This window comes from Streptomyces sp. NPDC002032 (assembly GCF_042890765.1).
Taxonomy (GTDB): Bacteria; Actinomycetota; Actinomycetes; order Streptomycetales; family Streptomycetaceae; genus Streptomyces.
The window spans coordinates 139,360-164,629 of sequence record NZ_JBIASM010000005.1 but is presented as its reverse complement, the minus strand read 5'-3'; the positions used below and the strand labels follow the sequence as shown (position 1 = coordinate 164,629).

General features: G+C 74.2%; 21 protein-coding genes. 17 read left to right on the top strand and 4 right to left on the bottom strand.

From position 1 onward, the window contains the following. Positions 1-2,286 (top strand): bifunctional salicylyl-CoA 5-hydroxylase/oxidoreductase, encoded by a 2,286-nt coding sequence (locus tag ACFYYT_RS14770; protein WP_351817655.1) that lies wholly within the window; start codon positions 1-3, stop codon positions 2,284-2,286. A 25-nt stretch (positions 2,287-2,311) separates the two neighbouring features. Here ACFYYT_RS14770 and ACFYYT_RS14765 read toward each other — a convergent pair whose 3' ends face one another. Genes ACFYYT_RS14765 through ACFYYT_RS14755 form a run of 3 tightly spaced genes read right to left on the bottom strand, consistent with a single transcriptional unit; the run spans position 2,312 to position 5,626 of the window. Then, positions 2,312-3,151 carry a GNAT family N-acetyltransferase gene (locus ACFYYT_RS14765; RefSeq protein ID WP_351817658.1) on the bottom strand — a complete coding sequence of 280 codons (840 nt, stop codon included), beginning with the start codon at positions 3,149-3,151 and terminating at the stop codon, positions 2,312-2,314. Positions 3,152-3,201: 50 nt separating this feature from the next. Next, the gene (locus ACFYYT_RS14760; RefSeq protein ID WP_351817661.1) at positions 3,202-4,002 is read right to left on the bottom strand and encodes a PaaX family transcriptional regulator C-terminal domain-containing protein; all 801 of its coding nucleotides are present in this window, start codon (positions 4,000-4,002) and stop codon (positions 3,202-3,204) included. Positions 4,003-4,006: 4 nt separating this feature from the next. Further along, positions 4,007-5,626, bottom strand: a complete 1,620-nt coding sequence (locus tag ACFYYT_RS14755; protein WP_351817664.1) for an AMP-binding protein — start codon at positions 5,624-5,626, stop codon at positions 4,007-4,009. 143 nt (positions 5,627-5,769) lie between these two features. Here ACFYYT_RS14755 and ACFYYT_RS14750 point away from each other — a divergent pair, with 143 nt between their 5' ends. Both ACFYYT_RS14750 and ACFYYT_RS14745 read left to right on the top strand, forming a co-directional pair. Further along, positions 5,770-6,894: an acyl-CoA dehydrogenase gene (locus ACFYYT_RS14750; protein WP_351817667.1), complete on the top strand. Its 1,125-nt coding sequence runs from the start codon at positions 5,770-5,772 to the stop codon at positions 6,892-6,894. Next, complete coding sequence (locus tag ACFYYT_RS14745) at positions 6,891-7,289, top strand: RidA family protein (RefSeq protein WP_351817670.1); 399 nt, start codon at positions 6,891-6,893, stop codon at positions 7,287-7,289. The genes ACFYYT_RS14750 and ACFYYT_RS14745 overlap by 4 nt, the downstream gene beginning before the upstream one ends. Before the next feature lie 93 nt (positions 7,290-7,382). Here ACFYYT_RS14745 and ACFYYT_RS14740 read toward each other — a convergent pair whose 3' ends face one another. Beyond that, positions 7,383-8,762 (bottom strand): aminopeptidase P family protein, encoded by a 1,380-nt coding sequence (locus ACFYYT_RS14740; protein ID WP_351817673.1) that lies wholly within the window; start codon positions 8,760-8,762, stop codon positions 7,383-7,385. 171 nt (positions 8,763-8,933) lie between these two features. On the opposite strand from ACFYYT_RS14740, the gene ACFYYT_RS14735 reads away from it, so the two are divergent. The 14 genes from ACFYYT_RS14735 to ACFYYT_RS14670 all read left to right on the top strand — a co-directional run bounded on the left by ACFYYT_RS14735 (position 8,934) and on the right by ACFYYT_RS14670 (position 25,202). Then, entirely contained in the window at positions 8,934-11,360 is a 2,427-nt protein-coding gene (locus tag ACFYYT_RS14735) for a collagenase (RefSeq protein WP_351817676.1), read from the top strand. 82 nt (positions 11,361-11,442) lie between these two features. Beyond that, a complete protein-coding gene (locus ACFYYT_RS14730; RefSeq protein WP_351817679.1) occupies positions 11,443-12,639 on the top strand; it encodes an FAD-binding oxidoreductase in 1,197 nt (398 codons plus the stop codon). Further along, positions 12,639-12,953, top strand: a complete 315-nt coding sequence (locus ACFYYT_RS14725) for a (2Fe-2S)-binding protein (protein ID WP_351817682.1) — start codon at positions 12,639-12,641, stop codon at positions 12,951-12,953. Before ACFYYT_RS14730 ends, ACFYYT_RS14725 begins: the two co-directional genes overlap by 1 nt. Next, positions 12,934-14,454, top strand: a complete 1,521-nt coding sequence (locus tag ACFYYT_RS14720) for an NAD(P)/FAD-dependent oxidoreductase (protein WP_351817685.1) — start codon at positions 12,934-12,936, stop codon at positions 14,452-14,454. The genes ACFYYT_RS14725 and ACFYYT_RS14720 overlap by 20 nt, the downstream gene beginning before the upstream one ends. 76 nt (positions 14,455-14,530) lie before the next feature. Beyond that, complete coding sequence (locus ACFYYT_RS14715) at positions 14,531-15,457, top strand: dihydrodipicolinate synthase family protein (protein ID WP_351817688.1); 927 nt, start codon at positions 14,531-14,533, stop codon at positions 15,455-15,457. 20 nt (positions 15,458-15,477) lie between these two features. Beyond that, positions 15,478-16,482 carry a proline racemase family protein gene (locus tag ACFYYT_RS14710; RefSeq protein WP_351817691.1) on the top strand — a complete coding sequence of 335 codons (1,005 nt, stop codon included), beginning with the start codon at positions 15,478-15,480 and terminating at the stop codon, positions 16,480-16,482. Next, positions 16,479-17,507 (top strand): proline racemase family protein, encoded by a 1,029-nt coding sequence (locus ACFYYT_RS14705; RefSeq protein WP_351817694.1) that lies wholly within the window; start codon positions 16,479-16,481, stop codon positions 17,505-17,507. The genes ACFYYT_RS14710 and ACFYYT_RS14705 overlap by 4 nt, the downstream gene beginning before the upstream one ends. 74 nt (positions 17,508-17,581) lie before the next feature. Then, complete coding sequence (locus ACFYYT_RS14700) at positions 17,582-18,523, top strand: ornithine cyclodeaminase family protein (protein WP_388608162.1); 942 nt, start codon at positions 17,582-17,584, stop codon at positions 18,521-18,523. A 56-nt stretch (positions 18,524-18,579) separates the two neighbouring features. Next, on the top strand, positions 18,580-19,290 hold the full coding sequence (locus ACFYYT_RS14695; RefSeq protein WP_351817700.1) for a GntR family transcriptional regulator: 711 nt from the start codon (positions 18,580-18,582) through the stop codon (positions 19,288-19,290). Positions 19,291-19,482: 192 nt separating this feature from the next. Further along, a complete protein-coding gene (locus ACFYYT_RS14690; RefSeq protein ID WP_351817703.1) occupies positions 19,483-21,228 on the top strand; it encodes an ABC transporter substrate-binding protein in 1,746 nt (581 codons plus the stop codon). 23 nt (positions 21,229-21,251) lie between these two features. Then, on the top strand, positions 21,252-22,232 hold the full coding sequence (locus ACFYYT_RS14685) for an ABC transporter permease (protein ID WP_351817706.1): 981 nt from the start codon (positions 21,252-21,254) through the stop codon (positions 22,230-22,232). Continuing rightward, the gene (locus ACFYYT_RS14680; RefSeq protein WP_351817709.1) at positions 22,229-23,215 is read left to right on the top strand and encodes an ABC transporter permease; all 987 of its coding nucleotides are present in this window, start codon (positions 22,229-22,231) and stop codon (positions 23,213-23,215) included. The genes ACFYYT_RS14685 and ACFYYT_RS14680 overlap by 4 nt, the downstream gene beginning before the upstream one ends. Continuing rightward, positions 23,215-24,219 carry an ABC transporter ATP-binding protein gene (locus tag ACFYYT_RS14675; protein ID WP_351817712.1) on the top strand — a complete coding sequence of 335 codons (1,005 nt, stop codon included), beginning with the start codon at positions 23,215-23,217 and terminating at the stop codon, positions 24,217-24,219. Before ACFYYT_RS14680 ends, ACFYYT_RS14675 begins: the two co-directional genes overlap by 1 nt. Continuing rightward, positions 24,216-25,202, top strand: coding sequence for an oligopeptide/dipeptide ABC transporter ATP-binding protein (locus tag ACFYYT_RS14670; RefSeq protein ID WP_351817715.1), 987 nt, complete (start codon positions 24,216-24,218; stop codon positions 25,200-25,202). Before ACFYYT_RS14675 ends, ACFYYT_RS14670 begins: the two co-directional genes overlap by 4 nt. Positions 25,203-25,270: the final 68 nt, after the last annotated feature.

Genomic DNA, 25,270 nt, shown 5'->3' with positions numbered 1-25,270 from the left:
GTGCGCGTGGCCGTCGTCGGCGGGGGACCCGGGGGACTGTACGCCGCCGCGCTGCTGGCCCGGCAGGGACACCGGGTGGAGGTGTGGGAGCGAGGTGCCCCCGACGACACCTTCGGCTTCGGCGTCGTGCTCTCCGACGACACCCTGGGCGGCATCGAACGGGCCGACACCGTCGTCCACGCCGCCCTCGGCGCCGAGTTCGTGCGCTGGGACGACGTCGAGGTCGTCCACCGGGACCGCCTGCTCACCTCCGGCGGTCACGGCTTCGCCGCGCTCGGCCGGCGCCGGCTGCTGGAGATCCTGCACGAACGCTGCGCGGGCCTCGGGGTCCGGCTCCGCTTCCGCTCACCGGCGCCCGACGCCTGGGAGCTGGCGAAGACGTACGACCTGGTCGTCGCGGCGGACGGGGTGCACAGCGCGACCCGGGAGAGCGGCGCCGCGCACTTCCGCCCGACCGTGACCGAAGGCCGCTGCCGTTACATCTGGCTGGCCGCCGACTTCGCCTTCGACGCCTTCCGCTTCGAGATCGCCGAGACCGCGCACGGCGTGGCGCAGCTGCACGCCTACCCGTACTCCGCCGACTCCTCGACCGTGATCGTGGAGATGCGGGAGGAGGTGTGGCGGGCCTCGGGCCTCGACCTGTGCGACGAGGAGGAGTCCGCCGCGCGCTGCGCCAAGCTGTTCGCCGACGCGCTGCGCGGACGGCCGCTGCGCGGGAACAGGTCCGCCTGGACCCGCTTCCGTACCGTCGTCAACGAGCGGTGGTCGCACGGGAACGTGGTGCTGCTCGGCGACGCCGCACACACGGCGCACTTCTCCATCGGCTCCGGCACCAAACTCGCCGTCGAGGACGCGCTCGCGCTCTGCGAGGCACTGGAGCGGGAGTCGTCGGGCGGTCCGGCGCAGGCCCTCGCGGCGTACGAGGCGGCGCGGCGGCCCGGCGTGGCCAGCACCCAGCGGGCGGCGGCGGCCAGCATGCGCTGGTTCGAGGAGATCGAGGGGTACGTCGGCCAGCCGGCCCGGCAGTTCGCCTTCAACCTGCTCACGCGCAGCCGGCGGGTGACGCACGAGAACCTGCGGCTGCGCGACGCCCGCTTCACGCACGCGGTGGAACGGGAGTTCGGCTGCCCGGAGGGCGAGGCCGCGGGCGAGGCCGGAGCGGGGGTGGGGGCCGATGCCGTGGGAACCCCGCCGATGTTCACGCCGTTCACCCTGCGGGGCCTGACCCTGCGCAACCGGGTGGTCGTCGCGCCCATGGACATGTACTCGGCGCGGGACGGCGTACCGGGTGACTTCCACCTGGTGCACCTGGGCCAGCGCGCCCTGGGCGGCGCCGGACTGGTCCTGACGGAGATGGTCTGCGTCAGCCCCGAGGGCCGGATCACGCCGGGCTGCGCGGGCCTGTGGAACGCGGAGCAGACGGCCGCCTGGAAGCGGATCGCCGACTTCGTCCACACGTCCGCGCCCGGCACCGCCCTCGGCGTCCAGCTCGGCCACGCGGGCCGCAAGGGTTCGACGCGGGTCATGTGGGAGGGCATGGACGAACCGCTTCCCGAGGGCAACTGGCCGCTGGTCGCCGCCTCCGCGCTGCCCTACAAGCCGGGCGTGTCCGCCGTCCCGCGCGCCCTGACGGCCGACGACCTCGCCGCGCTCCGCTCGGACTTCGCGGCGGCCGCGGTCCGGGCGGCCGAGTGCGGCTTCGACCTGCTCGAACTGCACTGCGCGCACGGCTACCTGCTGTCCGGCTTCCTGTCCCCGCTCACCAACCACCGCACCGACGCCTACGGCGGCTCCCTGGAGAACCGGCTGCGTTTCCCGCTGGAGGTCTTCGACGCGGTCCGGGCGGTCTGGCCCGAGCGCAGCCCCATGACGGTCCGGATCTCCGCGGCCGACTGGGCGCCCGGCGGCACCACGCCCGAGGACGCCGAGGGGATCGCCGCCGCATTCGCCGCGCACGGCGCGGACGCCGTCCACGTGTCCACGGGGCAGGTCGTCGCGGACGAGGCCCCGGAGTTCGGACGCTCCTACCAGACCCCCTACGCCGACCGGATCCGCAACGCGCTCGGCGTGCCCGTCATCGCCGTCGGCGCCATCTCCTCCTGGGACGACGTCAACTCCCTGCTGCTGGCCGGGCGCGCCGACCTGTGCGCGGTCGGCCGTCCGCACCTGTACGACCCGCACTGGACCCTGCACGCGGCGGCCGACCAGGGGTACGAGGGGCCGGGCGCGCCGTGGCCCGCGCCGTACCGGGCGGGCAGCCGCAGGCCGCCGACGGGCAAGGGGTAGCGGCCCCCGCGGGCGTGGCGGGCGGTCAGAGCGCCTCCAGGCGGACCCGGTCCTCCAGCGGGGTGTAGCCGAGGCGGCGGTAGACGCCGTTGCTGGTGGGGTTGGCGACGTCGGTGAACAGCAGCACCTCGCGTGCCCCGGCGGCGCGGGCGGCTGCGGTCACCGCGTGCGTGACCCCGGCGGCGTAGCCGTGGCGGCGGGCGGCGGGCGGGGTGTAGACGGGGCCGACGCGGCTCGCGCCGCCGAGGGGCCGGGAGAAGCCCGCGAGGGACACCGGCCGGCCCCCGTCCTCCCAGAGCAGGATGCCGCCGTACGAGATCCGGTCGCGCAGGGCGGCCTCCGAGCCGCGTCCGGGCTCGTCCAGCTCCCGGTTGTACTCCTCGATCCACCGCAGCAGCAGGGGCAGGTCCGCCGCCTCCGCGGTGCGGGGCCGTCCGGACGGGGCCGGGTCGGGGGCGCAGAGCGCGGTGAGCCGGTGGAGCCGGGTCTCCTCCGTCACCCGGGTGGGCCTGCCCCAGGCGCCCGCCAGGGTCCCCGCGTCCGCGCGGCGGGCGTTGACCGCGCCGGCCGACGCGAGCAGCGGCTCGGTGACGAGGTACGGCCCGAGGGCCCGGACGGCCTCGGCGGGCAGGGTGCCGAGCAGGAGCGGGAAGGGCGGGGTGCACAGCAGGGCCCCGGCCACCGTGCTGTCGGGGCCGGTCCACCAGCCGAAGACGGGGTCGGCGGCGCCGTAGGCACGGGGGCCGCGCCGTCGCAGGGAGTCGCCGACGGTCAGCAGGAGGGTGTCGGACACGGGCCGCGCCGCCACGGCCGGGTGCGCGAGGGCCAGATAGGCCGCCAGATCGGTACCGAAGGTCCACGTCATGCCCCATCGTGGCGGGCGCCCGGGCCCGGGCGCACCGGGTTTTCGGGGGGCTACGCCTCCACGAAGCGGGCGCCGGCGTCCCGCAGCCGGGCGTGCAGTTCGGCGAAGACCGCCGCGGCCCGGTCGCCCGGCCAGTCCGCCGGGAGCAGCTCGCGCGGCAGCCCGGGATCGGCGTAGGGCAGCCGCCGCCAGCTGTCCAGGGCGGCCAGGTAGGTGCGGTAGGCCGCTTCCGGGGTGGGTTCGGGGCCGCTCTGGAGGGCGCGCAGGGCCGGCTCGTGCAGGTCGAGGAACTCCTCGTGCTGCTTGGCCAGCGCGGCCAGGTCCCACCAGCGGGCCACGGCCTCGGCGGTGGGCGCGAAGCCGAGGTGGGAGCCGCGGAAGAGTTCCACGTAGGCCGTCAGGTGCAGCCGCTCCAGGGTGTGCCCGGTCTCGCGGGCCAGCTGGGCGGGGGCGATCCAGACCCCCGGGGCCACCGCTCCGAAGCCGAGCCGGGCCAGCCGGGAGCGCAGCAGGTGCCGTTTGTTGCGTTCCTGCTCCGGGACGGAGAAGACCGCGACCAGCCATTCCTCCGAGACCTGCGGGGTGCCGTAGATGCGTCGGTCCCCGTCTTCCAGCAGCAGCCGGGCCTCCTCGGAGAGGTCGTAGGCCGCCGCGCCGTCGGCCGCCTTCGCGGGCACCAGGAAGCCGCGCCGCTTCAGCCGGGACACCGAGGAGCGGACGGAGGGTGCGTCGACGCCGGCCGCGCCCAGCAGGCGGACCAGCGCGGACACCGGTACGGGTCCCTCGAAGGACCTTCCGTAGGCGCCGTAGAACGTGACGATCAGGGATCGCGGAGTGTGTTGCTCGACCACGGGTTCACTCTAGATCGCGCAGCCGGAAGCGCTGAAGTTTCCCGGTGGCCGTCCGGGGCAGCTCCGGCACGAAGACGAAGGAGCGCGGGCACTTGTGCGGGGCCAGTTCCGCCCGCATGTGGGTGCGCAGGGCGTCCTCGGTCAGCACGGCCCCCTCCCGGGCGACGGTGTACGCGACGACGATCTGGCCCCGGCGCTCGTCGGGCCGGCCGACCACCGCCGCCTCCCTCACGTCCGGGTGGCGCAGCAGGGCCTCCTCCACTTCCGGGCCCGCGATGTTGTAGCCGGAGGAGATGATCATGTCGTCGGCGCGGGCCACGTAGCGGAAGTAGCCGTCGGGGTCGCGTACGTAGGTGTCGCCGGTGAGGTTCCAGCCGTCCCGGACGTACTGGGTCTGGCGGGGGTCGGCCAGGTAGCGGCAGCCGACCGGGCCGCGTACGGCCAGCAGGCCCGGTTCGCCGTCGGGCACGGGCCGCCCGGCGGGGTCCACCACCCGCGCCTCCCAGCCGGGCACCGCGCGGCCGGTGGTGCCGGGGCGGATGTCGTCGTCGGCGGCGGAGATGAAGATGTGCAGGAGTTCGGTGGCCCCGATGCCGTTGATGATCCGCAGTCCGGTGCGCTCGTGCCAGGCGCGCCAGGTGGCGGCGGGCAGGTTCTCGCCGGCCGAGACGCAGCGGCGCAGCGCGGAGAGGTCGTAGGCGCCGGTGTCGTAGGGGCCGAGGGTGTCGAGCATGGAGCGGTAGGCGGTGGGGGCCGTGAACAGGACGGTGACCCGGTGCGCGGCGAGCGCGGGCAGCAGCGTCCGGGGCGCGGCCTGTTCCAGCAGCAGCACCGAGGCTCCGGCGCGGAGCGGGAAGACGACGAGGCCGCCGAGTCCGAAGGTGAAGCCGAGCGGGGGGCTGCCGGCGAACACGTCGTCGGGGCGGGGCCGCAGGACGTGGCGGGAGAAGGTGTCGGCGACGGCGAGGAGGTCGCGGTGGAAGTGCATGCAGCCCTTGGGGCGGCCGGTGGTGCCGGAGGTGAAGGCGATGAGCGCCACATCGTCGGCGGAGGTCTCCACGGCCGGATACGGCGCGGGATGCGCCTCGGCGAGCCGCAGCAGGTCCCCGGGCCCCGTCCCGCCGTAGGCGGCGATCCGCAGCCCGGGCACCTCCGCCTTGACCAGGTCGTCGAGGGAGTCCGCGTGGCAGACGGCGTGCCGCACCCGGGCCATGGAACACACCGTCGAGAGCTCCTGGGCCCGCTGCCGGTCCAGCACGGTGACGGCCACGGCTCCCGCCTTCATCACCGCCAGCCAGCAGGCGGCGAGCCAGGGCCCGGTCGGTCCGCGCAGCAGCACCCGGTTGCCGGGGACGACACCGAGGTCGGCGGTGAGGGCGTGGGCGAGCGAGTCGACGCGCTCGCGCAGTTCCCCGTACGACCAGACCCCGCCCGCGCCGTCACGGAAGGCGGGGCGGTCGGGCCCCCACCGGTCGATGGTGGCGTCGAGGAGCTCGGCGCCGCAGTTCAGCCGGTCGGGGTAGGCCAGTTCGGGCAGCTCGAAGAGGAGCTCCGGCCAGGCGTCGGCGGGTGGCAGGTGATCGCGGGCGAAGGTGTCGGCATGAGCGGAAGGCTTGAGCTCCAAGGCGGGTGCGCCCCCTTGCGACGTCCGGGCGGGGTGGAGCCGGCCGTGCGGTGCGTCTTCCGGCTCACCACCGGGAGGCGCTCCTAGAGCGTATCGTGATGGTGACGACAGTCAACAGGACGCGATAGGACGGGGGCATTCGGATGGCCGGATTCGCGCTCGGGGCGGAAGAAGAGGAATGGTGCGGGAGGTTGCGCACTCTGTCGCTGGAGCGGCTGAGGCCGCTCGCCGAGAAGGGTGAGCCCGGCCGGGTGAACCGGCCGCTGCTGGCGGCCCTGGGGGAACTGGGACTGCTCCAGCGGGTGTTCGCCTCGGGTGCGCTGGAGCTGTGCCTGCTGCGGGAGTCGCTCGCCTACGGTTGCACGGAGGCCGAGACGGCGCTGGCCCTCCAGGGACTGGGCGGGCACCCGGTGCTGGCGGCGGGCAGCGCGGCGCAGCGCGAGCGGTGGCTGCCCGGGGTGCGGGAGGGCCGGCTGGTGGCGGCGTTCGCGCTCAGCGAGCCCGGCGCCGGTTCGGACGCGGCGGCGCTGGAGCTGGAGGCGGCCCCGGACGGGGCGGGCTGGCGGCTCGGCGGACAGAAGTGCTGGATCTCCAACGCCCCGGAAGCGGATTTCTACACCGTCTTCGCCCGGACGGGTGAGGCGCCGGGGGCGCGGGGGATCACCGCCTTCCTGGTTCCGGCCGACCGGCCCGGCCTCGGCGGCGAGGCCCTCGACATGCTCTCGCCGCATCCGATCGGCTCCCTGTCCTTCGACGGGGTGCCGGTCGGCCGCGAGGACGTGCTGGGGGAGCCCGGGCGGGGGTTCCGGGTGGCGATGGGGACCCTGAACCTGTTCCGGCCGAGCGTGGGCGCCTTCGCGGTCGGCATGGCGCGCGCGGCCCTGGACGCGACCCTGGCGCACACGGCGGGCCGCACGGCCTTCGGCGGGGTGCTGGCCGACCTCCAGGCCGTGGCGCACCGGGTCGCGGAGATGGCCACGCGCACCGAGGCGGCCCGGCTGCTGGTGTACGCGGCGGCGGGCGCGTACGACGCCGGTTCCCCGGACGTCCCGCGGCGGGCCGCGATGGCCAAGCTGCTGGCCACCGAGACGGCCCAGTACGTCGTCGACCACGCCGTCCAGCTGCACGGGGCGGTCGCGCTGCGCCGCGGCCACCTGCTGGAGCACCTGTACCGGGAGGTGCGGGCGCCCAGGATCTACGAGGGGGCCAGCGAGGTGCAGCGCACCATCATCGCGAAGGAGCTCTACCGGGGGGTGGCGGCGCGATGAGCCTGGAGCGGATCAACCCCGAGGGCCTGTCCCCGGCGACGGGCTTCTCGCACGCCGTCACCGCGACCGGGGGGCGGCTGGTGTTCCTGGCGGGCCAGACCGCGCTGGACGGGGCCGGGAAGATCGTGGGGGAGACCCTGCCGGAGCAGTTCGAGCTGGCCCTCGCCAATCTGCTGGCCGCCCTGGCGGCGGCGGGCGGCGCCCCGGCGGACCTGGCCCGGGTGACGGTGTACGCGGTGGACGTGGAGGCCTACCGCGGGCACGCCGCCGAGCTGGGACGTATCTGGCGCCGGCTGGCGGGGCGGGACTATCCGGCGATGGCGGTGGTCGGCGTGGTCCGCCTCTGGGACACGCGGGCCCAGCTCGAACTGGACGGCATCGCGGTCCTGCCGTAGCCCCGCCGCCCGGCCGCCCCGCCGCCCCGCCGGACTCGCCGCCCCGCCGGACCCGGGCCCGGAGTGAGGGGGCCGGCGGGGCGGGGGCGTGGGTCAGGCGCCCGCGGAGTCCAGCAGGGTGCCCATCCACTCCTCCACACCGGCGACCGTCCGGGGCAGCGCCCCCGACATCAGCCGCGCGCCGTCGGCGGTGATGACCAGGTCGTCCTCGATGCGCACGCTCACCCCGCGCAGCTCCGCCGGGAGCGTCTCGTCATCGGGCTGGAGGTAGAGGCCCGGTTCGACGGTGAGGACCTGGCCCTCCTCCAGGACCCCCTCCAGGTACGTCTCGGCCCGCGCCTTCGCGCAGTCGTGCACGTCCAGCCCCAGCATGTGCCCGCTGCTGCACAGGGAGTACCGCCGGTGCAGGTCGCCCTCGGCGTTCTTCAGGACCCCCCACTGCGCGAGTCCCTCGGCGAGGACGCGCATCCCGGCCCGGTGGAAGTCACCGAAGCTCGCGCCGGGCCGCAGGGCCGCGATGCCCGCGTCCTGTGCGGCCAGGACCAGTTCGTAGACCTGCCGCTGCACCGGCGAGAACCGCCCGGACAGCGGGAGGGTGCGCGTGATGTCGGCCGTGTAGAGGGTGTCCGTCTCCACGCCCGCGTCCAGGAGCAGCAGCTCGTCCCGGTTCAGCCGGCCGTCGTTGTGGATCCAGTGCAGGATGCCGGCGTGGGCGCCGGACGCCGCGATCGTGTTGTAGCCCGTTCCGTTGCCCTCCGCCCGGGCGCGCAGTCCGAACACCCCCTCGATCCAGCGTTCTCCGCGCGGATGGGCGAGCGCCTGCGGCAGGGCCCGTACGACGTCCTCGAACCCGGCCGCCGTGTGGTCCACGGCCAGCTGGAGCTGGTCGACCTCCCACGCGTCCTTGACCAGCCGCAGCTCGGACAGGGCGGTGGCGAGTTCGGCGTCCGTCGCGGCGTTGCGGGCGGGCGGCTCGCCCAGGGTGTCCAGGTGTGCGCAGCGGATCCCGGTGAGCCGCTCGGCCTCCGCCAGGTCGGGGCGGCGCCCCACCCAGAACTCCCCGTAGCGGCGGTCGCGGAAGAACTCCTCGCTGCCGTCCGCGCGGGAGGAGCGCGGCCTCAGGTAGAGCACGGCCTCGTGGGCGTGCGGCCCGGACGGCTCCAGCGCCAGGACGTGGCCGGCCTGGTCCTCGCCCGTCAGGCCGGTCAGCCACGCGTACGCGCTGTGCGGCCGGAAGCGGAAGTCGGCGTCGTTGGAGCGGACCGTCAGCTCACCTGCCGGTATCAGCAGCCGCTCGCCGGGGAAGCGCGCCGAGAGCCGGGCGCGACGGGCCGGGTTGAGGGCGTACGAGGGCACGCGCGCGGCGGCGGGGAGGGGGGTGGCCGCCCAGTTCCCGGCCATGAAGCGGGACAACTCTGCTGATACCGGCCGGTCGTGACTGCCGATGTTGAGGCGGGAGGAGGTGTCGGTCACGGAGGCTCCCTCAAGAAGTACCGAACTGGTGGGCGCACAGGGCTTGTCAGTGCAATTTCACATTACTATGTTACAGCTCACATCGCGGCACGTTAATCCCCGTCAAACGCCGTGTGAAGCAGGGCAGTCAGCGCACCACTTCCCCCACCTCCCTCCCAACAGGAGCATCCGGTGTCCCAGCACAGAGCTGTGCGTACGTCCCTCCTCTCCGCCGCCGTGGCGGTCACCCTCCTGGCCACCGCCGGCCAGGCCGTGACCCAGGCCGCCGAGCGGGGCACCCCCGGCGCCACCGCCCGCGCCTCCGTACCCGGCGCCCTCACCGGCGGCGCCCCCGGCGCGACGGGCGCCGCCGCACCGAACCCCTTCGACGAGGTGGACCGGCTCGGCGAGGCCAAGCCGCTCGTCCCGGCCCCCGCCCCGGCCCCCGGCGGCACGGCCGTCACCGACGGCAAGGTGCCCGGCGCCGCCCCGGCCGTCTCCGCGCCCGGCTCCGGCTCCTCCGCCGAACGCGCCGAGAAGAGCCGCGCCTTCGCCTCCGCCCAGGCCGCGCCCACCGCGAAGAGCGTCGCGGGGGGCGTCCCCTGCACCCTGGACGGGATCACCGGCCTGACGCCGGAGCAGTTCGCCGACTTCCTCGCCGACCAGGCCGTCACCGCCGACGGCTGTCTGCGGGGCCTGATCTGGACCTGGGACGCGCGCCTCGCCCCCGTCATGTCGGACGCCCACGTCCAGGCGGTCTCGCGCCGGATATCCGCCCTGGCCGCCGCCCACGACGGCCGCAACTCCTCCCATCTGGAGGAGATGTTCACCTACCTGCACGCGGTCGCCTACCACGACTTCTCGCGCGACGAGATCGACGTCACCGACGCCCCGACCGCGGCCGCGATGCGCAAGGCCATCGACGACTTCGGGGGCGCCGCCCGGACCTTCGACGTCACCCCCTCCAACGCCCGCACCCTGCGCGAGGCCCTCTACGCCGCGGGCCCGGGCCTGCGCCAGCACCAGCTCGGCCTCATCAAGAAGGTGCTGGTCACGATGGACGCGGCCCACCCGGCCACGAACACCGACGCCTCCTGGGGCGGCGCCGTGCTCGCCGCGCTCTCCGTCAACTACCTCGGCGTCTACCCGGGCAACCAGGACGCCGCCTTCCACGCGGCCGCGCTCGCCGACCCCGCCTACCGGGCCGCCTTCAAGGCCTTCGCCGGCTACACCCACCTCAAGGGCACCGGCAACGCCTGGGTGGCCCGCGACGCGCTCGGCGAGTACGGCCGCTTCGGCCAGATCGAGGGCCTGCGGGACCAGACCGCCGCCGACCTCGGCGCCCTCCTGGGGCCGGTGAAGTCCGACTGGGGCAACGGCAGCGAGCAGTGGGCCAAGCTGGTGTCCTGGCTGAACTTCTACCAGGCCTGCAAGCCGTACGGGGTGTGCAAGGAGGACATCGAGAAGCAGCTCTTCCCGAACACCTACACCTACGACAACGGCGGCATCAAGGTCCGCACCGCCCTCGACCGGGCCACCGTCGACCAGCTCTACTACGCCAGCAAGCAGGTCAAGACGCAGTTCCACCGTGTGCTGGGCACCGACCAGCCGCTGGCCGGAGATCCCAACACCACGCTCAACATCGTGCTCTACGCCTCCCGCGCCGACTACGTGAACTTCCACCCCATCCTCACCGGCTACGGCACCAACAACGGCGGCATCTACATCGAGGACGGCGCCACCTTCTACACCTACCAGCGCCGCGTCCCCCAGGACTCCTCCCTCACCCTGGAAGAGCTCTTCCGCCACGAGTACACGCACTACCTCAACGGCCGTTTCGCCGTCCCCGGCTTCTTCGGCCAGGGCCCCTGGTACGAGGGCGACCGCACCACCGCGATGGACGAGGGCACCGCCGAGTTCTTCGACGGCGCCACCCGCGACAACGGCATCGCCGTCCGCAAGTCCCTGGTCCGCGGCGTCATCGCCGACACCTCCGGCGGCGGCCCCCGGATGAGCATCCAGCAGCTGCTCAACGCCACGTACGACGGCGACGGGTTCCGCTTCTACAACTACGCGGGCACCTTCTTCGAGTTCCTCTGGAACGAGAAGCCCTCCCTGCTGCGCGAGATGTACGGCCACCTGCGCGCCAACGACGTGGCGGGCTACGACGCCTGGCGCAACCGGATGGGCTCCGACAGCTACCTCCAGCGCGACTACGACCGCTTCCTGGACGCGCAGATCGCCAAGGTGGACCAGCTCTACGTCCCGAACACCAGCTTCACCGCCAACGACAAGCTGCGCGACTCCGCGCTCGCCTCCGTCAAGTCCTCCTTCGCGACGGCCACCTACAACACCCCGGACTGCGTGGAGAACGGCGACCCCGGCAAGCGCCGCTTCACCTGTACGGGACGGATCACCGCGAACCTGAAGAACTGGCGCAGCGACGACCAGAACTTCAAGGACATGTCCGAGACGGTCGACTACTTCATCCTCGACCGCACCGCCCCGGTCTCCAACAACTTCACCGACATGAACTGCTCCTTCGGCCCGGTGGAGATCTGGACCAACAAGGTGGCGGGCACGTCCTCCTACAGCTGTGAAGGCCCCCTGCGCAGCTGACCCGGCTCCGGGCCGGTCCCGATGCCCTCGGGGGGCGGGACCGGCCCGGCACACCTTCCAGAGAATGTGACAAATTACTCCCGTGTCCCAGACCCACTCCCCGGACGTCGTGATCATCGGCGCCGGTGTCGTCGGAGCCGCGTGCGCCTACTACGCGAGCCGCTCCGGACTCTCCGTGGCGGTGGTCGACCGCGGCCCCGTGGCGGGCGGCACGACCGGCGCCGGGGAGGGCAACCTGCTCGTCTCCGACAAGGAGGCGGGCCCGGAACTCGACCTCGCGCTCCTGTCGGCCCGGCTCTGGCGCGACCTGGCCGCCGTCCTTCCCGCGCAGACCGAGTACGAGCCCAAGGGCGGCCTGGTCGTCGCCCCTGACGAGACCACCCTCACGGCCCTGCGCACCTTCGCGGCCGGCCAGCGCGCCGCCGGCGTCCTCGCCGCGGAGGTGGGGCCGGACCAACTGCGCGAGCTGGAACCGCACCTGGCTCCCGGCCGGGCGGGCGGCTTCCACTACCCCCAGGACGCACAGGTCCAGCCGGCCCAGGCGGCGGCCCGCCTGCTGGCCGCGTCCGGCGCCGCGTGCCACCTCGGCGAGGAAGTCACCGAGGTGCTCCTGCGCGGCGGCCGGGCCGTCGGCGTCCGCACCCCCCGGCGCACCCTCCTCGCGCCGGCCGTGATCAACGCGGCGGGCACCTGGGGCGCCCACATCGCCTCCCTCGCCGGGACCACCCTGCCCGTCATGCCCCGCCGCGGGTTCGTCCTCGTCACCGAACCCCTGCCCCGGGTCGTCCGCCACAAGGTCTACGCCGCCGACTACATCGCCGACGTCGCCAGCGACTCCGCCGCCCTGCAGTCCTCGGCCGTGGTCGAGGGCACCCCGGCGGGCCCCGTCCTGATCGGTGCGACCCGCGAACGCGTCGGCTTCGACCGCGCTCCGTCCACCGAGGCCCTGCGCCGCCTCGCCCGCCAGGCGGCGCAGCTGTTCCCCGTACTGGCCGACGTACGGGTCCTGCGCAGCTACCACGGCTTCCGCCCCTACCTCCCCGACCACCTCCCGGCGATCGGCCCCGACCCCCGCGTCCCGGGCCTGCTGCACGCCTGCGGCCACGAAGGCGCCGGCATCGGCCTGGCCCCGGCCACGGGCGCCCTGATCGCGGCGGTCCTGACCGGGGCCGAACCCCCGCTCCCGCTCACTCCGTTCCGCCCGGACCGCTTCGACGGGCCGGAGGCGGCCCCGGCCGCGCCCCCGGCCCGGCACCACACCCCCGAGGAGCACCCCTGATGCGCCGCAGCCCCCGCTCGCTGGTCGGCGGTACCCCGGCGGCCACCTTCCCTGTCGGCTTCGACGGCCGCGAACTGACCGCCCAGGAGGGCCAGAGCATCGCCGCCGTCCTGTGGGCCGCCGGGATCCTCGCCTGGCGCACCACCCGCGAAGACGGCGCCCCGCGCGGGGCGTTCTGCGGCATCGGCGCCTGCTACGACTGCCTCGTCACCGTCAACGGCCGCCCCAACCAGCGCGCCTGCCTCGTCCCGGCCCGCCCCGGCGACGCCGTCACCACCCAGGAGGGCACCGGACATGCCGACCTCGCCGTCTGAGCGCCCGTACCGCGGCCCGGCCCCCGCCGACCTCGCGATCGTCGGCGCCGGTCCCGCCGGACTCGCCGCCGCCGTCACCGCGGCCCGGCTCGGCCTGCGCGTCACCCTCCTCGACGCGGGGGAGCGCCCCGGCGGCCAGTTCTACCGCCACCCCGCGGCCGGCCTCGGCGCCCTCCGCCCCCAGGCCCTGCACCACGACTGGCGGGCCTTCGCCACCCGCGAAGCGGCCCTGCGCGCCCACGTCGCGGCGGGCCGGATCGACCACCTCCCCTTCCACCACGTCTGGACGGTGGTCCCGGACGGCGACGGCGGCTGGACCCTGCACGCCGTCGCGGGCCCCGAGGAACGCGCGGCGACCGTCGGCGCCCGGGCCGTCCTGCTCGCCACCGGCGCCTACGAGCGGCAACTGCCCTTCCCCGGCTGGACGCTGCCCGGGGTGGTCGGCGCGGGCGGGGCGCAGGCCATGCTCAAGGGCGGCCTCGTCCTGCCCGGCCGCCGCGTCCTCGTCGCCGGGAGCGGACCGCTGCTGCTCGCGGTGGCCGGCTCCCTCGCGGCCGCCGGAGCCACCGTGCCCGCCGTCGTCGAGGCCGCCTCGTACACGGCGTACGCGACCCGGGGCCCGGCCCTGCTGCGCAACCCGGCGAAGCTCGCCGAAGGCGCCACGTACGGGGGCGCCCTGCTGCGCCACGGCATCCGGCTGCTGACCCGGCACGCCGTGACCGCGGCGCACGGGCGCGACCGGGTCGAGGCCGTCACCGTCGCCCGCCTCGACCGGGACTGGCGCCCCCTGCCCGGCACCGGCCGCCGGATCCCCTGCGACGCCCTCGCGGTGGGCCACGGGCTCGTGCCCCAGCTGGAGCTGGCCACCGGCCTCGGCTGCGCCACCCTGCGCTCCCCGGACGGCACGGTCGCCCTGGAACTGGACGCGGAGCAGCGCACGTCCGTGCCCGGCATCTGGTCGGCGGGCGAGACCGGCGGCATCGGCGGTGCCCAACTGGCCCTGACCGAAGGCGAGATCGCCGCCCACGCCATCGCCGCCCACGCGACTGCCGCCCACGCGTCCGCCGCCCACGCCGTTGCCCCGCGCGCCGTCGCCGCCGCCGCCGCACCGGTCCCGGCCGCCCTGACCCGCCGCCGCGCCCGGCTGCGGGCCTTCGCCGCGGCGATGGCCGCCGCGCACCGTCCCGGCGCGGGGTGGACGGGCTGGCTGTCCGACGCCACCGTGGCGTGCCGCTGCGAGGAGGTCCCGGCGGGCCGGATCCGCGAGGCCGTCGAGGAGCTCGGCGCGCGGGACGCGCGTACGGTCAAGCTGCTCACCCGTGCCGGGATGGGCTGGTGCCAGGGCCGGATGTGCGGTCCGGCCGTCGCCGCGCTGGCCGGTGAGGAGCAGGCCCCCGACCGCCGCCCGCTGTCCTGCCCGGTCCCGCTGCGCCATCTGGCCGCCCTGCCCCCGGGCCCGGCCGCCGCCGGCTGCGGCGAACTTCCGCCCGCCGCCCGCTGATCCGGGCCGTCCCGGCCCTTGTGGCCACCTCACGTCCACTAGTAAAATGTCACACACCACACTAGGGAGTCTGCTCATGAACCACGCGCCCACCCCCGCGCCCCGCCCCGACACCCGCACCCGCCCCTGGCACGGCATCATGGTCGCCACCGCCCTGCCGCTGCGCGAGGACCTCAGCGTCGACCACGACGCCTACGCGGAACACGTGGCCTGGCTGATCGCCGAAGGCTGCGACGGCGTCGTCCCCAACGGCTCCCTCGGCGAATACCAGACCCTCACCGACGAGGAACGCGCCCGCGTCGTGCGCACCGCCGTCGAAGCCGCCGGGGACGGCTCCCGCGTCATGCCCGGCGTCGCCGCGTACGGCAGCGCCGAGGCCCGCCGCTGGGCCGAGCAGGCCGCCGAGGCCGGTGCCGGCTCGGTCCTGCTGCTGCCCCCCAACGCCTTCCGCGCCGACGAGGCGGCCGTCCGCGCCCACTACGCCGAGGTGGCCCGCGCCGGGCTGCCCGTGGTCGCGTACAACAACCCCATCGACACCAAGGTGGACCTGACCCCGCAGCTGCTCGCCCGGCTGCACGCCGACGGCAGCATCGTCGCCGTCAAGGAGTTCAGCGGGGACGTCCGCCGCGGCTACGAGATCGCCGAACTCGCCCCCGGCCTCGACCTGCTCATCGGCGCCGACGACGTCCTCCTCGAACTGGCCCTCGCGGGCGCGGTCGGCTGGATCGCCGGCTACCCCAACGCCCTGCCGCGCTCCTGCGCCACCCTCTACCGGGCGGCCGTCGCCGGTGACCTGGAGACCGCCCTGCCGCTGTACAAGTCCCTGCACCCGCTGCTGCGCTGGGACTCCAAGACCGAGTTCGTCCAGGCCATCAAGCTCTCCATGGACCTGGCCGGCCGCCCCGGCGGCGCCACCCGCCCGCCCCGCTTCCCGCTCACCGGCGAGACCGGGGCGGCGGTGCGCGCCGCCACCGAGAAGGCCCTCGCCGAAGGCCTCAACTAGCCCTCAGGAGACCGAGACCCATGCGCACGCGACACGTCTACCACGCGGTGGACTCGCACACCGAGGGCATGCCGACCCGGGTGATCACCGGAGGGGTCGGGGTCATCCCCGGCGCCACCATGGCCGAGAAGCGGCTCCACTTCATCGAGCACGCGGACCACGTCCGCACCCTGCTCATGTACGAGCCGCGCGGCCACGCCGCGATGAGCGGCGCGATCCTCCAGCCACCCACCCGGCCCGACGCCGACTTCGGCGTGCTCTACATCGAGGTCTCGGGCCTGCTGCCGATGTGCGGGCACGGCACGATCGGGGTGGCCACCGTCCTGGTGGAGACCGGCATGGTCGCGGTGACCGAGCCGGTCACCACGGTCCGCCTCGACACCCCGGCGGGGCTGGTCAGCGTCGACGTACGGGTCGAGGACGGCGCGGCCACCGCCGTCACCCTCACCAACGTCCCCTCCTTCAGCGTCGGCCTGGACCTGAAGGCCGACGTGCCCGGCTTCGGCACGGTCACTTACGACCTCGCCTACGGCGGCAACTTCTACGCCTTCGTCGAACTGGACGCCCTCGGCCTCCCCTTCGACCGCTCCCGCAAGGAGGACCTGATCGCCGCGGGCCTCGCCGTCATGGACGCCGTCAACGCCGGTCCGGACCGGCCCGTCCACCCCGAGGACCCTTCGATCGCCGGGGTCAAGCACGTGTACCTCGCCGCCCCCGGCTCCGACGCCCGCCGCTCCCGGCACGCCATGGCCATCCACCCCGGCTGGTTCGACCGCTCGCCCTGCGGTACGGGAACCAGCGCCCGCATGGCCCAGCTGCACGCCCGCGGCCTGCTGGAAATCGGCGCCGACTTCGTCAACGAGTCCTTCATCGGCACCGAGTTCACCGGCCGCCTCACCGCGCGCACCACCGTCGGGGGCCTGCCGGCCGTGGTCCCCGCCGTCACCGGCCGGGCCTGGATCACCGGCACCGCCCAGTACTTCCTCGATCCGACCGACCCCTTCCCCGGAGGGTTCCTGTTGTGAGCACCGTCCGCACCACCGACTACCACACGGCGGGGGAGCCCTTCCGGATCGTCGACCTGACCGGCGGCGCCGGATCCGGCGCCCCGGCGGCGCCCGGGGGCACCGTCGCCGAGCGCTGCGCCACCGCCATCGGACCCGGGGGCTCGGGGACCGCGCCGCGGCGGAGCGCGCTCGACGACGTACGGCGCCTGCTCGTGCGGGAACCGCGCGGGCACGCCGGGATGTACGGCGGCTTCGTGGTCCCGCCGGACGACGACGGCGCCCACTTCGGGGTCCTGTTCTGGCACAAGGACGGGTACTCCACCGCCTGCGGCCACGGCACCATGGCGCTGGGCGCCTGGGCGGTGGACACCGGCCGCGTCCCGGCGCCGCACGACGGGGACGTCCAGGTACGCATCGACGTGCCGTCGGGCCGGGTCGCCGCCACCGTCCACCGCGACGGGGGCCGCACCACGGGGGTCACCTTCCGCAACGTCCCGGCGCGGGTGGCCGCCCGCAAGGTGCCGGTGGCCACCACCCTCGGCCTCGCGGAGGCGGACATCGCCCACGCCGGGGCCTGCTACGCCGCCGTCGCCGCCCGGGACCTCGGCCTGGAGGTCTCCCGCGCCGCGCTGCCCGGGCTGGTGCGGGCCGGCCGGGAGATCCGCGCCGCGCTGGCCACCCACCCCGCGACCTGGCACCCGGACGGGCCGCTGCTGTCCGGGGTGTACGGGGTGGTGCTGTACGAGGAGCTGCCCGACACGCCCTTCGGCCCGCACCAGCGCAACGTCACCGTCTTCGCCGACGGGCAGACCGACCGCAGCCCCTGCGGCTCCGGGACCTCCGCCCGGCTCGCCCTGCTGGCGGAGGACGGGCGGCTGGGGGTGGGGGAGGACCTGCTGCACGAGTCGGTGGTGGGCACGGTGTTCACCGGCCGGATCCTGGACGGCGGGGTCACCGAGGTCACCGGCACCGCCTACCGCACCGGCGAGCACACCTTCACCGTCGACCCGCACGACGCCCTCGGGACCGGGTTCCTGCTGTGACGGCCCGCCCGGCGGACCCCCGGCCCCCCGCCCCCGGCGTGCCTTCCGGCCCGGGCCCCGCCGCCGCCCCCGCCCTGCGGCAGCTCGGCCCCGAGCCGACGGCCCGGCTGCTCACCCCCGCGCAGGCCGCCGACGCCCTGGAGGAGGCGCTGCGCGCCGGGCTGGACCCGGAGGGCTGCCCCCGGCGCTCCGCCCTTGCGGTGCCGGGCGGCGAACTCCTGCTGATGCCCGCAGCGTCGGGCGGGTACGCCGGGGTGAAGATCGCCGGGGTCGCCCCCGGCAACCCCGCGCGGGGACTGCCCCGGATCACCGGCAGCTACCTGCTCCTCGACGGCCCGACGCTGATCCCGCTGGCCCTGCTCGACGGGGCGGCCCTGACCGCGCTGCGCACCCCGGCCGTCTCCGCGCTCGCCCTGCGGCACCTGGCCCCGCCCGGTCCGGCCGGCCGGCTGGTGCTGTTCGGCTCGGGGCCCCAGGCGTACGGGCACCTCGACGCGGTGTGCGCCGAGCGGCCCCCGGCCGAGACGGTGGTGGTGGCCCGCGATGCCGGGCGGGCGGGTGAACTGGCCTCGTACGCCCGGGAGCGGGGCCTGCCGGCCCGGACCGGCACCCCGGCGGACGTGGCGGGCGCGGACCTGGTGGTCTGCTGCACCACGGCCCGCGCACCCCTCTTCGACGGACGGCTGGTGGCGCCGGGGGCGCTGGTCATCGCCGTCGGCTCGCACGAGCCGGACGCCCGTGAGACCGATACGGCCCTCGTACGGCGCGCGGCCGTGTACGTGGAGTCGCGCGCGGCGGCCCTGCGCGAGGCGGGGGACCTGCTGATCCCGGAGGCGGAAGGGGCGATCGGCGCCGGTCATATCAGCGGCACGCTGTCCGACCTGGTGCGCGGCCGGATCGCGCGGGCGGGCCGGCCGAGTCGTCCACAGCTCTTCAAGAGCGTGGGCATGGCCTGGGAGGATCTCGTCGTGGCGGTCGCGCTGTTCAGGGCCGCCGGGGCGAACAGCGCAACGTGACATTATACGCTGTTCCTCTGCTCGTCGGCAGTGTCGGGGGTCTCGGAGGAAAAGCAATGGGTGACCTGAAACAGCACAGTCTCATCAAGGCCCAGGAAAGGCTCCGGGACCAGGTCGGCCACGCCCTGCGGGCGGCGCTCATCGCCGGGGAACTGCGCCCCGGGAGCGTCTACTCGGCCCCCGGCCTCGCCTCCGAACTCGGCGTCTCCGCCACGCCCGTGCGCGAGGCCATGCTCGACCTGGCCCGCGAGGGGCTGGTCGAGCCCGTCCGCAACAAGGGCTTCCGCATCACCGAGGTCAGCGAGCGCGACCTCGACCAGTACACCGAACTGCGCACGATGATCGAGGTCCCGACCGTCGGCCGAATCACGAAGATCGCCACGGCCGGGCAGCTGGAGGCCCTGCGCCCCGTCGCCGAGGAGATCGTCACCAGCGCCCGCGAGCACAACCTCATCGGGTACCTGGAGGCGGACCGCCGCTTCCACCTGGGCCTGCTCGCCCTCGCGGGCAACGACCGCCTGGTCGAGACCGTGGGCGACCTGCGCAAGCGCTCCCGCCTCTACGGGCTGACGGGCCTGGACGAGGCCGGCAAGCTGGTCTCCTCCGCCGAGGAGCACATCGAACTCCTCGACCTGATGCTGACCGGGGACTCCGAGGCCGCCGAGGCCTGCATGCACCGCCACCTCGGCCACGTCCGCTCCCTGTGGGCCCAGGGCCGCGACGAGCCGGTCGGCCGCACCCCCGGGGGCCTCGGCTCCGGCGTCTGACCCCCTCCACCCTCCGCCTTCCCGATCCATTGGGCGGCCCCGGCCCGCGCGGCCGTGGCCGCCCAACGGCGTTGTGGGGCAGGGTATTTGGACACGGCTGAATAACGCCGCCGCCAACCCCTTGTCAGTACAATTTCACATTACTATGTTACCGGTCACACCCTAAAGCGCGGCCCTTCACTGGAGTGACCCATGACCAAGCGCACCCAACTCGCCCTCGCCACCGCAGTGGTGGCCGCTCTCGCACTCGGTGCCTCGGGCTGCTCCGACCCCAAGAAGGGCACGGACTCCGGCCCCTCCGCGGCCAACCCGGCCACCGGCAATGTCGGCAAGACCCTCGGTGGCACCCCCGTGAAGGGCGGCACCCTCACCGTCCTGTCCAACCAGGACTTCGGCCACCTCGACCCCGCCCGCAACTGGGTGATGCCGGCCATGGACTTCGGTACCCGCCTGCTCTACCGCACGCTCGTCACCTTCAAGGCCGAGCCCGGCAAGGCTGGCAGCGAGCTCGTCCCCGACCTCGCCACCGACCTGGGCACCCCCTCCAACGGCGGCAAGACCTGGACCTTCACCCTCAAGGAGGGCGTGAAGTACGAGGACGGCTCGCCGGTCAAGGCCCAGGACATCAAGTACAACGTCGAGCGCTCCTTCGCCCCCGACCTCACCGGCGGCCCCGACTACGCCGCCCAGTACCTGGCCGGCGGCGAGGGCTACAAGGGCCCCCTGGACGGCAAGCACCTCGACTCGGTCAAGACCCCCGACGACCGCACGATCGTCTTCGAACTCAAGCGCCCCGTCGCCGAGTTCTCCCAGACCGCCACCCTTCCCACCTTCGCCCCGGTCCCGCAGTCCCAGGAGAAGGGCACCCAGTACGACGCCCGCCCGTTCTCCTCCGGCCCGTACAAGATCGAGACGTACGACCGGGACAAGAAGCTGGTCTTGGTGCGCAACGAGCACTGGGACCCGAAGACCGACTCCGTCCGCAAGGCCTACCCGGACAAGTTCGTCGTCGTCATGGGCCTCAAGGGCGGCCAGATCGACGACCGCATCATCGCCGGCGAGGGCGCCGACGCCTCCACCGTCGAGTACTTCAACATGCGCCCCGAGAGCGCCCCGAAGGTCCTGCCCAAGCCCGAGGTCAAGGCCCGCCTGCTCGCCGAGTCCCAGGGCTGTACGACCATGCTCCACCTGAACAACTCCCGCGCCCCCTTCAACGACCCCAAGGTCCGCGAGGCCATGCAGTACGCGGTCGACAAGGAAGCCGTCATCACCGCGGGCGGCGGCCCCGCCCTCAACGAGGTGGCCACCGCCTACCTGCCCCCGGCCCTCGCCGGCGGCAAGCAGGCCGACACCCTCAAGATCCCCGCCGCCGGCGACCCGGCCAAGGCCAAGGAACTGCTCAAGGCCGCCGGCAAGGAGCACCTGAAGGTCACCCTCGCCGTCTCCACCGGGGACAAGGGCAAGGCGGAGGCCTTCCAGCAGGGCCTGGCCCGGGCCGGCGTCGAGGTCGTCATCGACACCGTCGACCCCGGCGCCTACTACGACGCCATCGGCGACCTCTCCACCACCCCCGACATGACCTACACCGGCTGGTGCCCCGATTACCCCTCCGGCTCCACCTGGCTCCCCTTCGTCTTCGACGGACGCACCATCAAGGACAAGGGCAACCAGGGCAACTACAGCCAGTTCCGTGACGACGCGACGATGAAGCGGATCGACGAGATCAACGCCATGGCCGACGCCAAGCAGGCCAACCAGGCCTGGATCGACCTCGACGCCGAGATCATGAAGAAGTCCCCCTCCATCCCGATCCTCCGGGAGCGCAAGCCGCTCCTCGTCGGCCCCAACATCGCCGGCGCCTACGGCCACCCCGTGTGGACCGGCACCATCGACTACGGGACCGTCGGCCTCAAGGACCCCTCGAAGAGCCAGGGCTGAGGGCCGGTGAGGGCCGCGACCCCATGACCACCACCACACCGGACGGCGCCGCACCGGACGGCGCCGCACCGGACACCGCCGCACCGGCGGCCCAGGCCGTACCGCCCGGCAGCAGCCCCTGGCAGCTCGCCCGGCGGGAACTGCGCCGCCGCCCCGCCGTCCGCATCAGCCTCTGCGTCGTCCTCCTCTTCGTCCTGATGGCCCTGGCCGCCCCCTGGCTGGGTGCCCTCGGCGGCTGGTCCCCGGACGCCTTCGACAAGGCCGCCGTCGACCCCTACCTCGGCGGCCAGCCCCTCGGTTCCTTCGGCGGGATCAGCCCCGAGCACTGGCTCGGCGTCGAGCCCGTCACCGGCCGCGACCTGTTCTCCCGCGTCGTCCACGGCGCCCAGGTCTCCCTCATGATCGCCTTCGCCGCCACGGCCATCGTCGTCCTCGCGGGCACCGCCGCCGGGATCGCGGCCGGCTACTTCGGCGGTCGCACCGACGCCGTCCTGTCCCGGCTCATGGACCTCACGATGTCCTTCCCCTCGCTGATCTTCATGATCGCGATGCTGTCGGTGGCCAGGGACGTCAACCGGATCGTCCTGATGACCAGCGTCATCGGCCTCTTCGGCTGGCCCGGCGTCGCCCGCGTCGTCCGCGGCCAGACCCTCTCCCTCAAACACCGCGAGTACGTCGACGCCGCCCGCGTCGGCGGCGCGAGCTCCTGGCGGATCCTGACCCGCGACATCCTCCCCGGAGTCTCGGGCCCGGTCATCGCCTACACCACCCTGCTCATCCCCGGCATGATCAGCACCGAGGCCGCCCTCAGCTACCTCGGCGTGGGCGTGCGCCCGCCCACCCCCTCGTGGGGCCAGATGATCGCCGAGTCCGTGGCCTTCTACGAGACCGACCCCATGTACTTCGTCATCCCGAGCGCCTTCCTCTTCCTCGCCGTCCTCGCCTTCACCCTCCTCGGCGATGCCCTGCGCGACATCCTCGACCCGAGGGGCGGCCGCACGTGATCCTCTACCTCGTCCGTCGGCTGGCCGCCCTCGCCGGCGTCCTCCTGGCCATCGCCGCCGTCACCTTCCTCATCTTCTACGTCCTGCCCACGGACCCGGCCGCCGCGGCCTGCGGCAAGACGTGCAGCGCCGAACGGCTGGCCGACGTACGCGTCTATCTCGGCCTCGACCAGCCCGTCTGGAAGCAGTTCGCCGACTTCCTCTCCGGGATCTTCACCGGCCGCACCCTCGGCAGCGGCCAGTACGCCGTCCAGTGCGACTTCCCGTGCCTGGGCTACTCGTACGAGAACTCCCTGCCCGTCTGGGACCTCCTCATGGACCGGCTCCCCGTCTCCGCCTCCCTCGCCGTCGGCGCCGCCGCCCTGTGGCTGCTGCTCGGCCTCGGCGCCGGGGTCACCGCCGCCCTGCGCAAGGACACCGCCACCGACAAGGCCCTGATGGTCGGGGCCGTCGCCGCCGCCTCGCTGCCCGTCTACTTCACCTCCGTGATGCTGATCTACGGAGTCATCCGCGTCGCCGGCCTCCTGCCCTACCCCGCCTACCGGGCCCTGACCGACGACCCGCTCGGCTGGGCCTCGAACCTGCTCCTGCCGTGGACCGCGCTCGCCCTGCTCTACGCCGCCATGTACGCCCGCCAGAGCCGCGGTTCGATGATCGAGGCGATGGCCGAGCCGTACATCCGCACCGCCCGCGCCAAGGGCATGCCCGAGCGCACCGTCGTGGTCAAGCACGGGCTGCGCTCCGGCATGACGCCGATCCTCACCATCTTCGGCATGGACCTGGGCGGGCTGCTCGCCGGAGCCGTGATCACCGAGTCCATCTTCGGACTCCCCGGCATCGGCCGGCTGTTCTACGGCGCGCTCGTCAGCTCCGACCAGCCCGTGGTCCTCGGGGTCACCCTGCTCGCCGCCTTCTTCATCGTCGTCGCGAACCTCGTCGTCGACCTCCTGTACGCCGTCGTCGACCCGAGGGTGAGGTACTGATGGCCACCGCGCCACCCCTGCTCGAAGTGCGCGACCTGCGCGTCACCTTCACCACCCCGCGCGGCACCGTACGCGCCGTCGACTCCCTCGGCTTCACCGTCGAGGCCGGACGCACCCTCGGCATCGTCGGCGAATCCGGCTCCGGCAAGTCCGTCACCTCGCTCGCCGTCATGGGCCTGCACCGCGGCGGCGCCGAGGTCACCGGCTCCGTCGCCCTCGCCGGACGGGAACTCACCGGGCTGTCCGAGAAGGAGCTGTCCTCGGTGCGCGGCCGCCGGATGGCCATGATCTTCCAGGACCCGCTCTCCAGCCTGCACCCCTACTACACCGTCGGCGAGCAGATCGCCGAGCACTTCCGCGTCCACTTCCGGGCCGGGCGGTCCGCCGCGCGCAGACGGGCGGTCGACATGCTCGGCGAGGTCGGCATCCCCGAACCGGCGCGCCGCGCCGGGGAGTACCCGCACCAGTTCTCCGGGGGCATGCGCCAGCGCGCCATGATCGCCATGGCCCTGGCCTGCGAACCCGACCTGCTCATCGCCGACGAGCCGACCACCGCCCTCGACGTCACCGTGCAGGCGCAGATCCTGGAGCTGCTCGCCCGCCTCCAGCAGGAGCGCGGCCTCGGCGTCGTGCTGATCACCCACGACCTCGGGGTCGTGGCCCGCGTCGCCCACGAGGTGCTCGTCATGTACGGCGGCCGCGCCGCCGAACAGGCCGGCGCGGACGAGCTGTTCGCCGGGCCCGCCCACCCCTACACCAGGGGCCTGCTCGACTCCCTGCCCCGCCTCGACACCCCCGACGACGCCCCCCTGCCCTCCATCCCCGGCTCCCCGCCGTCCCTGCTGGCCCCCGCCCCGGGCTGCGCCTTCGCCCCCCGCTGCACCCGGGCGGCCGCCCGCTGCACCGAGGAACGACCGCTGTTCGTCCCGTACGGGGACGGGCCGCGGCGCGCCGTGGCCTGCCATTTCGCGGGAGCCCCGCACCCCGAGGAGGCGGCCCGATGACCGCGAGCGACACCGGCCGGCCCCTGCTCTCCGTACGGGACCTGACCATGACCTTCCCCGGCCGGCGCGCGCTGACGGGCCGCCGCGGGGCGCCCGTCCGGGCCGTCGACGGGATCTCCTTCGACCTCCCCGCCGGCCGCACCCTCGGCCTGGTGGGGGAGTCGGGCTGCGGCAAGTCCACCACCGGGCGGATGCTGGTCCGCCTCCTCCAGCCCACTTCCGGCACGGTCACCTTCGACGGCAAGGACATCACCCGGCTCTCCCAGGGCGCCCTGCGGCCGGTCCGCAGAAACATCCAGATGGTGTTCCAGGACCCGCACTCCTCCCTCAACCCCCGCCAGACCGTGGCCCGCATCATCTCCGACCCGCTGCTGGTCCAGGGCTGGAGCGCGGGCGACGCCCGCCGCCGGGCCGCCGAACTGATGGAACTGACCGGCCTCATCCCGGAACACATCGACCGCTACCCGCACGAGTTCTCCGGCGGCCAGGCCCAGCGCATCGGCATCGCCCGCTCGCTCGCGACCAACCCCCGGCTGGTCGTCGCGGACGAACCGGTCTCCGCGCTCGACGTCTCCGTGCAGGCGCAGATCGTCAACCTGATGGAACGGCTGCGCGCCGAACTGGGCCTGGCCTACGTGTTCATCGCGCACGACCTCTCGGTCGTCAAGCGGGTCAGCGACCGGGTCGCGGTCATGTACCTCGGCCGGATCGTCGAGATCGGGGACAAGAAGTCCCTGTACGAGGACCCGCAGCACCCCTACACCCGGGCGCTGCTGTCCGCCGTCCCGCTGCCCGACCCGGCGGCGGAGCGGCGGCGCGAGCGGATCGTACTGCTCGGCGACCCGCCGAGCCCGGCCGCCCCGCCCCCGGGCTGCTCCTTCCATCCGCGCTGCCCCAAGGCGCAGGACCTCTGCCGCACCGAACGGCCGCTCCTGCGGATCGCCGCCTCCCGCGAGGTGGCCTGTCACTTCCCGGGTGACTGACGGGGATCACGGGAAGAAGAGGGGCCCCGCGGCCGATGAAGCCCGCGGGGCCCTTCCGCGTACCCGCC